Source organism: Dyadobacter crusticola DSM 16708, from assembly GCF_000701505.1.
Classification (GTDB): Bacteria; Bacteroidota; Bacteroidia; order Cytophagales; family Spirosomataceae; genus Dyadobacter; species Dyadobacter crusticola.
Map to the genome: position 1 here is coordinate 14,367 of NZ_JNJB01000001.1, position 13,599 is coordinate 27,965.

Annotated in this window: 11 protein-coding genes; 7 read left to right on the top strand and 4 right to left on the bottom strand. The window is 46.1% G+C overall.

The window, feature by feature from the left end; genetic code table 11:
- The first annotated feature begins 312 nt into the window (after positions 1-312).
- Together rho and Q369_RS27450 are read left to right on the top strand one after the other, a co-directional pair.
- Positions 313-2,070 carry a transcription termination factor Rho gene (rho, locus tag Q369_RS0100095; protein ID WP_031525422.1) on the top strand — a complete coding sequence of 586 codons (1,758 nt, stop codon included), beginning with the start codon at positions 313-315 and terminating at the stop codon, positions 2,068-2,070.
- 93 nt (positions 2,071-2,163) lie between these two features.
- On the top strand, positions 2,164-2,496 hold the full coding sequence (locus Q369_RS27450; protein ID WP_051663846.1) for a helix-hairpin-helix domain-containing protein: 333 nt from the start codon (positions 2,164-2,166) through the stop codon (positions 2,494-2,496).
- An 80-nt stretch (positions 2,497-2,576) separates the two neighbouring features.
- Here the strand turns inward: Q369_RS27450 and htpG are convergent, their stop codons facing one another.
- Positions 2,577-4,415: a molecular chaperone HtpG gene (gene htpG, locus Q369_RS0100110; RefSeq protein WP_031525426.1), complete on the bottom strand. Its 1,839-nt coding sequence runs from the start codon at positions 4,413-4,415 to the stop codon at positions 2,577-2,579.
- Positions 4,416-4,651: 236 nt separating this feature from the next.
- Here htpG and Q369_RS0100115 point away from each other — a divergent pair, with 236 nt between their 5' ends.
- A complete protein-coding gene (locus Q369_RS0100115) occupies positions 4,652-5,203 on the top strand; it encodes a hypothetical protein (protein WP_031525427.1) in 552 nt (183 codons plus the stop codon).
- A gap of 61 nt (positions 5,204-5,264) precedes the next feature.
- Here the strand turns inward: Q369_RS0100115 and Q369_RS0100120 are convergent, their stop codons facing one another.
- Together Q369_RS0100120 and Q369_RS0100125 are read right to left on the bottom strand one after the other, a co-directional pair.
- Positions 5,265-5,963, bottom strand: a complete 699-nt coding sequence (locus Q369_RS0100120) for an MCP four helix bundle domain-containing protein (protein ID WP_031525429.1) — start codon at positions 5,961-5,963, stop codon at positions 5,265-5,267.
- A gap of 168 nt (positions 5,964-6,131) precedes the next feature.
- The gene (locus tag Q369_RS0100125) at positions 6,132-8,645 is read right to left on the bottom strand and encodes a TonB-dependent receptor (protein ID WP_051663847.1); all 2,514 of its coding nucleotides are present in this window, start codon (positions 8,643-8,645) and stop codon (positions 6,132-6,134) included.
- A gap of 327 nt (positions 8,646-8,972) precedes the next feature.
- On the opposite strand from Q369_RS0100125, the gene Q369_RS0100130 reads away from it, so the two are divergent.
- Entirely contained in the window at positions 8,973-9,701 is a 729-nt protein-coding gene (locus Q369_RS0100130) for a DUF6962 family protein (protein ID WP_031525432.1), read from the top strand.
- Between the two features lie 74 nt (positions 9,702-9,775).
- On the opposite strand, the gene Q369_RS0100135 is transcribed toward Q369_RS0100130, so the two are convergent.
- The gene (locus Q369_RS0100135; protein ID WP_031525434.1) at positions 9,776-10,411 is read right to left on the bottom strand and encodes a peroxiredoxin; all 636 of its coding nucleotides are present in this window, start codon (positions 10,409-10,411) and stop codon (positions 9,776-9,778) included.
- Between the two features lie 212 nt (positions 10,412-10,623).
- Here Q369_RS0100135 and Q369_RS0100140 point away from each other — a divergent pair, with 212 nt between their 5' ends.
- From Q369_RS0100140 to Q369_RS0100150, 3 genes are read left to right on the top strand one after another with little or no spacing between them, the layout of a single operon-like run.
- Positions 10,624-11,784: a cysteine desulfurase family protein gene (locus tag Q369_RS0100140; RefSeq protein WP_031525435.1), complete on the top strand. Its 1,161-nt coding sequence runs from the start codon at positions 10,624-10,626 to the stop codon at positions 11,782-11,784.
- Positions 11,768-12,970, top strand: a complete 1,203-nt coding sequence (locus Q369_RS0100145) for an XdhC family protein (RefSeq protein ID WP_031525437.1) — start codon at positions 11,768-11,770, stop codon at positions 12,968-12,970. Before Q369_RS0100140 ends, Q369_RS0100145 begins: the two co-directional genes overlap by 17 nt.
- Positions 12,970-13,572, top strand: a complete 603-nt coding sequence (locus tag Q369_RS0100150) for a nucleotidyltransferase family protein (protein WP_031525438.1) — start codon at positions 12,970-12,972, stop codon at positions 13,570-13,572. The genes Q369_RS0100145 and Q369_RS0100150 overlap by 1 nt, the downstream gene beginning before the upstream one ends.
- Positions 13,573-13,599: the final 27 nt, after the last annotated feature.

Genomic DNA, 13,599 nt, shown 5'->3' on the forward strand with positions numbered 1-13,599 from the left:
TCCATCTAAGTCAGTATCGACTTATAAATCCAGAATCCATCTATCGGTAGCTCCGTTCCCAACGTTACCTAGGTTTAAAAAATCTTGCCGATTTATTGTCAATACTTCCATTGTATCAAGTTGCAGAAATTCACCATTGATCCATTCAAGTTTTTCAGCTAGTAAGGTCAATGATTCCCGCTTCTTCGATAAATTTTTATTTCAATATCAATGACCATCACACGGCTTTGGGTCGGGCCCAAATTTTATATCAATAACATTCACAACTTATTATCCCATCGGTAAAGTCTTACTTTACTTTCCATTCTCTTTATGCCTACAATTGATGAATTAAACATTAAGCTTCTCTCGGAGCTTAAAGAAATAGCAGGTTCTCTCGGAATACCTGATCATACTAAACTCTCGAAAAAAGAATTAATTAACCGCATTCTCGCCAACCAGGGAAATGGAAGTGCTGCTGCTCAGCCCGTAGTTTCCGAAGTTGTGGCTGAAGAAGGTGATGACGAGCCAAAGAAAAAACGCGCACGTCGCCCGGCTGAGCCTGTGCCCGTAGCTGTAAAACAGGGTGGTAACCGCTCAAAAGGCAAGAAAGAGAATGCCGGCAAATCGGCAGCTCCACTTTTCGATAGCCCGAAGCCGCAAGCCCAGGCCATGTTCGATGAACTTCCGAAAAATATTGACATTGCTGACGAAGCAGACGAAGATAACGACACACTGAATGATCTCGGCAGGGAAGAAATTACTGCTCCGGTTGAGACAGAACAAGTATCTCATACAGAAACGCAGGATGAACCCGCAGTAGCGATTCAAGACAACGGAAATGCCCCTGCCAGAGAAGAAAAGCCTGCAAAACAGCAGCATGAAGGAGGAGAGCGCCAGGCACAGCCACAACAGCAGCGTGAAGATCCTTCATCAAAAATTAAACGCAACTACAACAACTACGTCCGGGAGTTCGACGGATTGATTATCAATGAAGGTGTCCTCGAAATTATGCAGGACGGCGGATATGGTTTTCTGAGATCTGCGGACTACAACTACCTTGCTAGTCCCGACGATATATATGTATCCCCTTCTCAAATCAAACTTTTTGGTCTGAAAACGGGAGATACTGTTAAAGGTCAAATCCGTCCACCGAAAGAAGGCGAGAAATATTTCGCCCTGCTTCGTGTTGAGACTGTAAATGGTAAAACAACCGAAGAAATCAGGGACCGTATTCCTTTTGAATACCTGACCCCATTGTTTCCTGACGAATGTCTGAAACTCAGCTCTCGTCCTGATCAATATTCAACGCGTATCCTTGATCTTTTTGCACCAATCGGAAAAGGACAGCGTGGGATGATCGTGGCGCAGCCGAAGACTGGTAAAACAGTTTTATTAAAGGAAATAGCGAATGCAATCACACGTAACCACCCCGAGGTGTTCCTGCTGATCCTGCTGATCGACGAACGTCCAGAGGAAGTTACCGATATGCAACGCAGCGTACGTGCCGAAGTAATTGCGTCTACATTCGATGAGCAAGCGGACCGTCACGTGAAAGTGGCGAGCATTGTTTTGGAAAAGGCAAAAAGAATGGTAGAATGCGGTCACGACGTCGTGATTTTGCTGGATTCTATTACGCGTCTCGCACGTGCTTACAACACAGTGGTACCTTCTTCCGGTAAAATTCTTTCGGGTGGTGTGGATGCAAATGCATTGCACAAGCCTAAAAGGTTTTTTGGAGCGGCAAGAAATGTTGAGAATGGCGGCTCTCTGACTATCATTGCTACGGCGTTGATCGATACAGGTTCTAAAATGGACGAAGTTATTTTCGAAGAGTTTAAAGGTACCGGTAACATGGAATTGCAACTGGACCGCAAACTTTCCAACAAGCGCGTGTTCCCTGCTATCGATGTGATGGCTTCCGGTACGCGTCGCGAAGATCTGCTGCTTGACAAGGAAACATTGAAGAAAGTGTGGATCCTGCGTAAACACATGTCGGATATGAATGCAATGGAGTCAATGGACTTCCTGCTCGAACACATGAAAGGGACGCGGAACAACGAAGAGTTCCTTATTTCTATGAACCGATAATGAAGAGAAAGCCTGGACTTAAACGTTCAGGCTTTTTTCATTCCTGCTCTTTACCTGAATGAAGAAACCTTTTACCCGCCGATTCCATATTCCATGACGTATAATACCAACCAGCCTATCGCAACAAGCGCTACCAAAACTGTTTATCCGACAACCAGCCCGAACAATGAGCCGGAAAATCTCAAAATAATTGACGGCATCGGCCCTAAGATCGAGGAATTATTAAACAAAGAAGGCATATACACTTATGAGCAGCTGGCCGAAGCTTCGGTGATCAGAATGGCAGGTATCCTCAAAAAAGCAGGACCGAGATTTCAGATCCAAAATCCTTCTTCCTGGCCAAAACAGGCAGAGCTTGCCCGGGATCAGAAATGGGAAGAACTGGCTCAGCTAAAAGCAAGCCTGATGACTGGCAAACCTTCATAACAGCATTGCTTGATTTTTGAGCATAAAAAACCCGCCTTCCAGCGGGTTTTTACTTTTATATAACAACTGCACTTTATGCATTAAAGCGTCGTAACTGTGCGTTGAATGAATTGTGTCAGATCATTTCCTGAAAGCATTCCCTGCGACAGCAATGCCAGGTCATAAACCTGCTTCGCCAATGCTTTTTGAGCAGTTTCATCTTCTGTTTGCAGGATACGTCCAATAATCGGATGGTTGGAGTTTAGTGAAACCGTGTACATTAGAGGCATATCTCCGAACATAGAGCGCTGACCTGAGCTGGCCTGCATATCTGTCATGCGGCGCATGAATTCCGGAAACGTGATAACCACGGGCAGCTCGTCCACCGGCATTGCTTCAACCTGCACATTGGCAGTTTTGCTGCCGGTAACTTCCTCAAAAATCTTTTTCACCTTATCCTGATCGTCCGTTGAAAGAATGCTTTCCAGCTTCACATCTTTTTCAACCAGCTTGTCAAGTGTATCCGCATCAACGCGCTTTACATTTACCTTTTCAAGCTTTTGCTCCAATGTATTTATAAAATGCGAGTCGATTACGCTGGTTAACGCAAGGACGTCGTAGCTGCGTTTTTTGGCAGATTGGATAAATGCATCCTGCTTCTTCTCGTCAGTGGTATAAAGCCAGATTTGATTTTCATGCTTGTCAGTCTGGTTTTCACCTACGTGCTGGCGGTACTCTTCAAAAGTGAAGAATTTACCATCTGTATTTTTTACGAGACAGAAGTCTTTGGCTTTTTCGTAGAACTTATCATCGCTGATAATTCCGTATTTCACAAACAAACCGATATCGTCAAACTTCTTCTCAAATCCCTCGCGGTCATTTTTGAAGATTTCCAAGAGCTTATCTGCCACTTTCCGGGTAATGTATCCATTGATTTTTTTCACATTACCGTCGGCTTGCAGGTAGCTTCTGGATACGTTCAGAGGAATATCCGGAGAGTCAATCACGCCGTGCAGCAGTTGCAGGAAGTCAGGAACGATGTCTTTAACTTCGTCGGTAATGAATACCTGGCGACTATAAAGCTGGATTTTCTCGCGCTGTCCCTGGAAATCGTTCCTTAATTTCGGGAAGTACAGGACACCGGTCAGGTTGAATGGATAATCAACATTTAAATGGATCCAGAAAAGCGGATCTTCGCTGAACGGATAAAGCTCCTTGTAAAATGCAAGATAATCCTCATCTGTCAGGTCCGACGGGCTTTTGGTCCAGATTGGGTTTGGGTTGTTGATTATCTTTTCTTCAAACTCAATTTCAATCGGCAAGAACTTGCCATACTTTTCAAGGATTCCGCGCAGACGATGTTCGTCCAGGAATTCTTCGGAATCAGGCGCAATGTGCAGAATGATATCTGATCCGCGCTCTGCCTTTTCTGCCGGCGAAAGTTCAAACTCTGTCGAACCGTCGCATTGCCAGCGCACTGCCTCTGCGCCTTCTTTATATGATTTGGTGAGGATCTCAACGTTTTCAGCGACCATGTAAGCCGAGTAAAACCCGAGACCAAAGTGTCCGATGATACCCTTGTCGCCTTTACCGTCTTCCCCTTTGTCTTTGTATTTTTCAACAAACTCGGTCGCACCGGAGAATGCGATCTGGTTAATGTACTTCTTGATTTCGTCGGCTGTCATACCAATACCATTATCGCTAATAGTGATTGTTTTCGCCTCTTTATCCAGTTTCACAACGACTTTTAACTCGCCCAGCTCTCCATTAAACTCGCCGTAGGAAGCCAGCTTTTTAATTTTCTGGGAAGCGTCGACCGCATTGGAAACCAATTCTCGTAAAAATATTTCGTGGTCCGAATAAAGGAATTTTTTGATAATCGGAAAGATATTCTCGGTGTGGATGCTAAGATTTCCTTTTTCCTGAATCACTGATTCCATAGTCTGTTTTTTAGTTGTTTATTTTTAACAATTGTTTTTCGGCTTTTGCAATACCCGAATCAAATATGCGTTCCAATTACAATCAAAACACACTTCGGCTGACACATTGTCAGATTACGCATTGAGAAGGGCGCCAGCAGACGGTTGGCATGTGAGAGGCTTTTTTCTTAATATTGCGAGTGTAAGCAACCCAGCTAAAATTTCAAACCTGTTCCATACGAACACCAATTTTTAACATGAATCTGATTAAGAAAGTAATTGCAGGTGCGTTTTTCCTCGGCACGATCTCGGCTTGTACCACCATGAACTCGGTACCACTCTCCAACTACACCGTGTTTACAGAGGATTTACGCCGCGATCTGGAAGCAGCCAATATACCATTGGAAAAAGTGCAGTTTTTCAATGACAAAGCGATCAACATCAGAAGAGAAGTGTCGGATCCTAATGATATTAAAGTGAATCCGGAAGGTCAGATTACCATGAGCAATGGAAAAAGCATTCAGACGATCAATGTACTGCCTTTTACGCCAGGCGTTGCATTAGGCTCTGCCAGCGGGACGATCAATGTTTCCTGGGACGATACGCAGCAGGATACCAAAGGAATGAAGTTCAACCTGAGCGGACAGAACTACTTTCTGGACGTTTTGCCCAATAACAAATTCGATTATAAAGAGCGCACATTCGATCTGCAAAATGGCAATGGAGCCCGCTTATTTGTGAAGAAGGATCTATTAAAGCAGGTGAAAAATCAGCGTGAAACACTGAAAGGCCGTAAAGTAGGGCAATAAAAAAGATCCGAACAGAATTGAAGGCCGGCAGATTTGATTCTTCCGGCCTTTCTGTTAATCATCAGTTCAGGTTAAAATATTGGCTTTTATCTTTCAGGACGGGCTTTTCAACTATGCGTGACTCGTAAATCAATGCAAGAATCATCAACCCGATTACCACAGCCAGCCCGAGCTGCAACGAAGTAATCACCCCGAAACTGGCCATATTGCTTTTGGATTCCTTCATCAGATCTTTTCCTACATTGGACTGAATGTCAGTCAATTCATTCAGGCTCGTTACCGCCTCCCTGAACTTTAATGCACCCTGCTGGGCAAATATCCTCTTTCCCTCATCTACATTGCCGGCGGAGCAAAGCGCCAGAATCCTAGATTCAAGCAGCACATAGCGGTTGTTTTGGTCTTTGAATGCTGCTAAACTTTTTGCTTCTTCCTCTACCAGGTAAGTTTTCTCAAAAAGACGCAGCAGCGAATCAATGCTTTTATCGTAAGCTTTCAGCTGATTTTCCACGCCTGCTGAAAGCCCGGCACTACTGCTGAACAGGTGATTTTCCAGCGACAGCCGCTTGCTATATAGATTTTCCGTGATATAAATAATCGTGGTAGCAGGTATAAGGCGGTCATTGTAAATGGACGCAGAAGAATGATCAATTCCCTCCACATTATGCTGCGACAGCACCGTACCCAGAATGATCACCAGCATAATACCCGCCAGCAAGCACATTGCCCGTAATTTCCTTTGAATCAAATAGGTCCATTTCATATTGTGCAGGTTAATCCGGTCTCTTCCTCTCTCTTCTGTATATCAAAAATGATAAAATATCTTGTCAAAGTAACGTAATAACCAATCGCTTTTATATTTTTAGAAGGTGTCAAAATAAAAAACCGGTATGCAGGCTGCACACCGGTTCTCTGTAAGGTATTCTTACTCTTATTTCTGATCGCCTCCGCCTATTACATCTGTGTTATTGACTGACTTGGTCTTGCGTTTAGGTGCGTCAAAGCTCATTTTCCCGATCGCGTAATTGAATGTAATCTTGAAGTTACGGTTGTAAAGCTGCGTTTGCGCGCTCTGGTTAAATTGGGGCGAAGTCAGATCAGAAGTGAACCTTACCCCTTTTGTCATAAAATTCTCGGCTGCGAAACCAATGCTACCCTTTTTGTTGGCCAGGTCCTTTTTGAAACCCAGCGAGTACATGTAAAATCCGGTGCGCGTTCCCTGCAGCTGGATCTCTTTGCCGCGGTAAAAACCAAAAGCCTGCAAGCCCCAACCCTGACGAAGCTGGATTTGCGACATTAACCTCCCGCCGTAGTTGAATCCTGAGTTACTGGCCGACTCCGAAACTCCATCCAGATTCGTGGTTTGTCCTTCGAGGTAAGTGTGCAAAATATCCAGACTTCCATTCATAGTCCATTTGGGAGTGAGGTAAACATTTGCATACACATTCATCCCATAAACCCGCTGCTTTCCGATATTTTCAAATGTAGTTACAATTGCGCCCTGCAATGTATCTACCGCCATTCTCACCTGTGTGATCGAATTATTGGTCTGTCGTGCGAATGCAGAAACATTCAGGTATGTTTTCTTAATGTTAGTACTCAATGCGAGTTCAAAATTGTCAGTCAGTTCGGGGCTTAATGCAGGATTGCCTGTGCTGATACTCTGCGGATTGGAAAGATTTACGTTCGGGTTCAGCTGCTGAATACCAGGGCGCTGGATCCTGCGGTTATAAGCCGCTTTTAAAGTAGTACTTCCCGAAAGTGCTTTCGAAACATTGATACTGGGCACCAGGTTACCATAGTTTGGGATCGACACTTCGCCTGCATCACCTAAATCGGCAGTAATGCCCGTAAATTCATACCGCGTCCCTGCCTTGAAAGTGTATTTGCTCTTGGTGGTCAGCGTATAAGACAAGTAGCCCGCCGCTACATTCTGGCTGTAATTCAAGGTACCCGACGGATTGGTTGGACTTAATACAAAATCTCCGGACTCTGTAGAGGCTAAGTACCGAAAATCGCTGTCGACAGTCCTGAAAATGCCTTTTGCACCAAACTCGAAGAGCTGATTTTTGCCAATTGGCGTCTGATAATCTGTCTGTAATGTGAATTCAGAGTTGTGGTTCTTGTTTTCATTTTTCAAGGTGCTGCTTACTGCATTGGATTCCGTCAGCAGATCGGTGTTGAAGTTATTTGTCAAACCTGTGCGGCTGTAAAGTGTCGAAACGCTCCATTCCTGCTGAGGCTTGAAAGTGCGGATATAGTCGATATTGAAATCCACTGTACCGGATAAATCCTTTCTGTTCACTTTCCGCTGCGAAGTAAGGTCGGGCACGTCATTCTCAAACTGATTGATTGTCAGGTTTTGTTTTTGTATAAAATTCCGTGTCCCATAACGGAGCCCCGCAGAAAGCGCCTGGTTCTTACCGAGATCATAGTCCCAGCCCAGTGTGTATTGACCAAATAATCCGCGGTCTTTGGCATCAGAACTTTGCTTTGTCAGGAAAGAGCCCTCTCTCGAAAAGGTAGTCTGATCAAGCAAAGAAGTGGCTTTGTTATAGAATGCGCGGCCAAATCCTCCCAGGGTAAAGCCCATCTTACCTTTGCGGTAGCTTCCATTTAAACCCAGGTTGGTACCCCGGTTACCTACGCCAGAATCGATATTGAGGGTCAAACCTTGCAGGTTATTCTTTTTGGTCACGATATTAATGATCCCGCCCGATCCTTCAGCATCGTACTTGGCGGAAGGCGAAGTGATCACCTCCACAGTCTTGATCATATCAGCCGGGATCTGCTTCAATGCATCAGCCACATTGCTCGCAATGATGGTAGAAGGTTTGTTATTGATCAGGACGCGAATATTCGAACTCCCACGGAGCGACACGTTTCCGTCCAGGTCGACAGACAGCATAGGGACCTTCCGCAAAAGATCCGCAGCGTCGCCGCCTTTGGAAGTAATATCCTTTTCTGCATTGAAAACGAGCCTGTCCACTCTTTCTTCCACCAGCGATTTCTCTCCGGTGATCGTCACCTCCTGCAAATTCTGGATGCTCGAAGCAAGCTGAATGGAACCGAGCTCGATATCCCGGCCCTTTTCTATCCTGATGTTGCCAATGGTTTTTTCTTTAAATCCAATGAAAGAGATCAGCAGCTTGTAATTTCCCGGCGCTACTTTCGGGATAACAAACTTGCCGTTTTCATCCGCAGTTGTACCGTCGACTGCCTTGTTTTCAGCGGCACTGAATAATGCAATGCTCGCAAACTCCACACCCTTCGCCGCTGTTGAATCAAGTACAATTCCGGAGATCTTAGAGTTACCTCTGGCAGTACTTTCAACAACGTCCTGCGAAGCTGCTGCGGGAGCTTGTGCGTTTGCATTTTGGAGGCAAATAATGGTCAGGAGAATCAAAGAGGTACTTCGAAAAATAAATGGTAATGTGTTCTTCATGATCTTGATTACTTTGATAAAAAGAGGGTCAGTTCACCTGTCCTGGCTTAAATACAATTCCTGATACAAAAGAAAAATATTGTATGCACTTCCAAAGTGATAATAGACAGCCGGGCTGTTTTCGTCTTCCAATTGCCGGTTTTGGCCGTTGCGACGGAGAATAAGAGGTGCGCGGACTTTGGAGAATGCAAAGCAGAGCTGGTATAATTTTGGTAAAGTGAGCTCTCAGGATAAGTTATTGCCATTACTTAGCCGTTTGTATTTTACTTTTAGCCATGAAATCTGAATTAGCTTCCCATTTTTCCGCGACTAAACGCTCTTCTGTTCATGAATGATGTTGCAATCGACTTTTCAAAAGTCCACCAGGTCCAGGTCTTCGGTATTACCATTCTGGAACCTTCTACTGTGTTATCGAGCCTCGCAATGACGGTCATTTGCATTTACGCGTTTTTCCACCTCAACAAACTGGGAAGAGCGCACCGGATGTATAAACAAATACAGTATTTCTTCCTTTTTATGGCGATCGCGACTGCGATCGGCGGAGTGCTGGGACACGGATTTTTGTACCTTACCGGACAGAGAGGTAAAATTCCGGGCTGGTTTGCAAGTATGATCGCAGTGGCACTATTTGAGCGTGCCGCAATCTGGCATATCAAGCCGCTGTTGCAGAGAAGGAACGGACTAATCCTGGGTTGGTTGAATTATGTGGAGCTGGCTGTATTCTTTGTACTGACATTCGTAACCCTCAACTTTGTCGTTGTGGAGATCCACGCATTTTACGGGTTATTCCTGATGCTCTTCCTGATTGAGATATATGTATACAAGAAACGCAAGGATCCTGGCAGTGTCAATATCTTCATCGCGACACTCTGGGGAGCAATCGCAGCCGGGTTACATGCATTGAAATTCAGCTTCGGCCCGTGGTTCAACTATAATGATATCAGCCACATCGCGATGGCAACCTCCATTTGGTACTATTACAAAGGAGCCCGCCACATGATTTATTATGGCGAAGAAATGATTGTTCCTGAGAAGGTTATTCAGGAAGAAGAGTAACGTAAACGGAGGAAAGGGAAGATGGAGGAAAGGGAGGATGATCCTTCCTCCTTCCTCCCTTTCCTCCATCTCCCTTATTTATTAGGCTGCGGAGTATACCGTAAATAAGGTTTCACGATATTCAGGCCTTTTGTAAATTTCTTTTCGGCATCTTCGGTGCTTACGGCCGGAACTACAATTACATCTTCTCCGTCTTTCCAATCTGCTGGCGTTGCTACCGAGTAGTTGGCTGTTAGCTGTAACGAGTCAATCACGCGCAGGATTTCATTGAAATTACGTCCGGTAGAAGCCGGGTAAGTCAATGTAAGTTTGATTTTCTTATCAGGGCCGATCACGAATACTGAGCGCACCGTCGACTTCTCGCTTGCATTCGGATGGATCATATCGTAAAGCTGAGCTACTTTCCGGCCTTCATCTGCGATGATCGGGAAATTCACCTCTGTGTCATTTACCTCATTGATATCGGGGATCCAGCGGTTATGCGAGTCAAGATCGTCCACACTTACTGCCAGTACCTTCACATTGCGTTTTTGGAACTCTCCTTGCAACAGTGCGGTTTTGCCAAGCTCCGTTGTACAAACAGGCGTAAAATCCGCCGGGTGAGAAAACAACAATCCCCAGCTATCGCCGAGCCATTCATGGAATTTGATGGGTCCCTGTGTAGTATTTGCCTCGAAATCAGGGGCAATATCTCCAAGTCTGAGTGACATACTTTTTTATGTTTAAAGTGGAACAATGATAATCTACCAAAGTTGTAGAGTTTAACGCAAAAATAAATAAATAGTTTCATTGTTGTGCCGCATACCTCAATCCGCCTCTTATTGAAGTTAAGGAAGTCATCTTGTTCATAAAATGAGACGCTTTTTTGTTTATTTTGGTTAAACAGGAAATATCTGGTTCCTGATCAAAGAAAACTATGGCCGTGAAGCTGCCCGTTTACCTCGATAACAATGCTACTACTCCCATGGACCCGCGGGTTCTGGAAGAAATGCTGCCCTATTTTTGCGAGAAATTCGGCAATGCAGCCAGCAGAACGCATTCATACGGCTGGGAAGCGGAAGAAGCTGTTGATATTGCACGTGAGCAGGTAGCCGCATTGATTAGCGCTCATCCCAATGAAATAGTGTTCACCTCTGGCGCTACGGAAGCAGTTAACCTCGCAATTAAAGGAGTACTGGAAGCAGATGAGCGGCCGCATCAGCACATTATTACTGTTTCAACCGAACATAAGGCGGTGTTGGATACCTGCCGGCACGTGGAGAACAATGCAGTGCAGGTTACGTACTTACCCGTTGCGGGCGACGGTACCATCGATCTGCAATTGTTACAAAAGTCAATCACCGCAAGTACCGTCATGATCTGCGTGATGTATGCCAATAATGAAACGGGCGTCGTGCACCCGATCCGTGAAATTGCGGCGATCGCGAAGCAACACCAGGTACTCCTGCTCACAGACGCCACGCAGGCGGTGGGCAAAGTCCCGGTGAACGTTCAGGAAGACGGTATCGACTTGCTGGCTTTCAGTGCCCACAAGTTGTACGGACCGAAGGGAGTTGGCGCATTGTACGTCCGAAAAAAGAATCCGGCGGTGATGCTCACAGCCCAGATTGACGGCGGCGGTCACGAGCGCAACATGCGCAGCGGCACCCTGAATGTACCCGCGATTGTGGGCTTCGGGAAAGCTTGTGAGCTGTCCATGGAAGAAATGAACACGGAATCAACCCGGCTGGCGAAGCTGCGCGACCGGTTTGAGACGGAACTTACCGCAACAGGCCGCATTACCATCAATGGAAATACGGACTCCCGGCTCCCGCATACCACCAATATTGCATTTGAAGGAATTGACGGCGAAAGGCTGATATTTGAAGCGGGAAGCGACGTTGCATTCTCCCGCAGCTCGGCTTGTTCCTCGGCTACATTACAGCCCAGCTACGTATTGCAGGCAATGGGGCTATCGGACGAAGCGATCCATAATTCCTTCCGTTTCAGTTTCGGCCGATTTTCGACAGAGGAGCACGTTGCGCATAGTGTTAAGGTATTATCGACAATTGTAAAAGCGCACCGCGGTGAAAGAGATCAGTGAAATCATCAAATCATACGACCAGGCGATTGCCACCGGCAAGAAAATGGCTCTGGCCACTGTCGTGCACGTGGAAGGTTCATCGTACCGACGCCCGGGCGCACGCATGCTCGTGACCGACGACGGACAGCTTACCGGCGCGATCAGCGGCGGCTGCCTTGAAGGAGATGCGCTCAGAAAAGCGCTCCTCGCCATTTCACAACAGAAAAATAAGCTGGTTACCTACGATACGACAGACGAAAATGACACAACACTGGGCGTGCAGCTGGGATGCAACGGCATAGTTCACATTCTGTTCGAACCCATTCAACCCACGCAGCCCGACAATCCGGTTGAGTTATTAAAAAGGGTTTTGGCAAAAAGACAGCACGCAGTCGCCATTACATTGTTCTCACTGAATGCCCGGAACGGAGTACAGCCTGGTACCTGTTTTTTGCATTTGCAAGATGACAATCTGATCTTCAATAACTGTGAAGACCTGCTCGCATCCACGGTTCTGATGGAAGAATCAGGGAATGCATATCAGCTTGGCGACTCTTTCTTTAAAAATTTCACGCTGCAAAAACAGGAAGTCACCGGATTTGTAGAATACTTCAATCCCCCACCCGCTCTGATCATCGCCGGTGCTGGCAATGATACCATTCCGCTGGTCGATATGGCGGCTGTGCTGGGCTGGGATATTACCGTCGCCGATGGCCGGACGGGCCACGCGACCCGGCAGCGGTTTCCAAAAGCAAACCGGGTGATCGTCAGCAAAGCAGAAGAACTTTTGAACCACATACCTACGGATAACAGGACATTCTTTCTGCTCATGACGCACAATTACAACTACGATCTGGCGCTTTTGAAATCCCTCCTGTTAAGAGATCAGTTCAGGTACATAGGTGCGCTCGGGCCGAAAAAGAAGCTGAACCGGATGTTTGATGAGCTTTTGAAAGAAGGTATCGAAGTCACTGAATCACAGAAGTCCCGGATTTACGGTCCGGTTGGAATGGATATCGGTGCAGAGACCTCAGAAGAAATTGCATTGTCGGTTCTTGCAGAAATCAAGGCTGTGCTGAACGAAAAAACGGGTAATTCGCTGAGAGAAAAGATAGAGCCGATCCACAATCGTGCGCAGAAAACAATGGAATACAGCAAGGAGGAAAAGGATGAATTTCTCTGTGCGATCCAAACTGCGCATCAGTAATGAAAAAAGCGCAAAACGCGTATGCGGTTGTTATCCTGGCAGCAGGCAACTCTTCCAGGTTGGGCGAACCTAAGCAGCTGCTGACATTTCAAAACAAAACCCTCATACGCCACGTTGCCGAAGTTGCCATGGAAGTTGCGGGCGGGCAAGTAATCGTTGTCACAGGTTCCTCAGCTGCATTGATTGAAAATCAACTTGCCGGGCTCTCCTGTCAGGTCGTATTCAATCCGCATTGGTCAGAAGGAATGGCATCGTCCATTGTGAAGGGTATTACTTTGGCGAAAGAAAAATTACCGGATATCGCCGGCTGCATACTTGCGGTAAGCGACCAGCCTTTTGTTACTGCCGGAATCCTGCAAAGTCTCATCGACAAAGCCGAAGCAGGCGCAACCATTGTAGCTGCCTCTTATGAAGATACCATCGGCACTCCTGTTTTATTCACTACCAAATATTTCGACCAGCTGCTGCAGCTAAAAGGCAGCGAAGGCGCAAAAAAGTTGCTATTAGCCCACCGCAGCGAAGTTCACCCCCTGTCGTTTCCCCTCGGCAAAGTCGACATCGACACACAGGAAGATTACCAGAAGCTGCTCAGGAACAGCTAACCTGTTCTTTACATTAAAGATATTTCC

Excerpts from the sequence above, each read along its gene's own strand:
- Q369_RS0100115 (WP_031525427.1), top strand. The coding sequence starts at position 4,652 with ATGAATCTGATTAAGAAAGTAATTGCAGGTGCGTTTTTCCTCGGCACG.
- Q369_RS0100130 (WP_031525432.1), top strand. The coding sequence starts at position 8,973 with ATGAATGATGTTGCAATCGACTTTTCAAAAGTCCACCAGGTCCAGGTC.
- Q369_RS27450 (WP_051663846.1), top strand. The coding sequence starts at position 2,164 with ATGACGTATAATACCAACCAGCCTATCGCAACAAGCGCTACCAAAACT.
- rho (WP_031525422.1), top strand. The coding sequence starts at position 313 with ATGCCTACAATTGATGAATTAAACATTAAGCTTCTCTCGGAGCTTAAA.
- Q369_RS0100125 (WP_051663847.1), bottom strand. The coding sequence starts at position 8,645 with ATGAAGAACACATTACCATTTATTTTTCGAAGTACCTCTTTGATTCTC.
- Q369_RS0100135 (WP_031525434.1), bottom strand. The coding sequence starts at position 10,411 with ATGTCACTCAGACTTGGAGATATTGCCCCTGATTTCGAGGCAAATACT.
- Q369_RS0100120 (WP_031525429.1), bottom strand. The coding sequence starts at position 5,963 with ATGAAATGGACCTATTTGATTCAAAGGAAATTACGGGCAATGTGCTTG.
- htpG (WP_031525426.1), bottom strand. The coding sequence starts at position 4,415 with ATGGAATCAGTGATTCAGGAAAAAGGAAATCTTAGCATCCACACCGAG.
- Q369_RS0100150 (WP_031525438.1), top strand. The coding sequence starts at position 12,970 with ATGAAAAAAGCGCAAAACGCGTATGCGGTTGTTATCCTGGCAGCAGGC.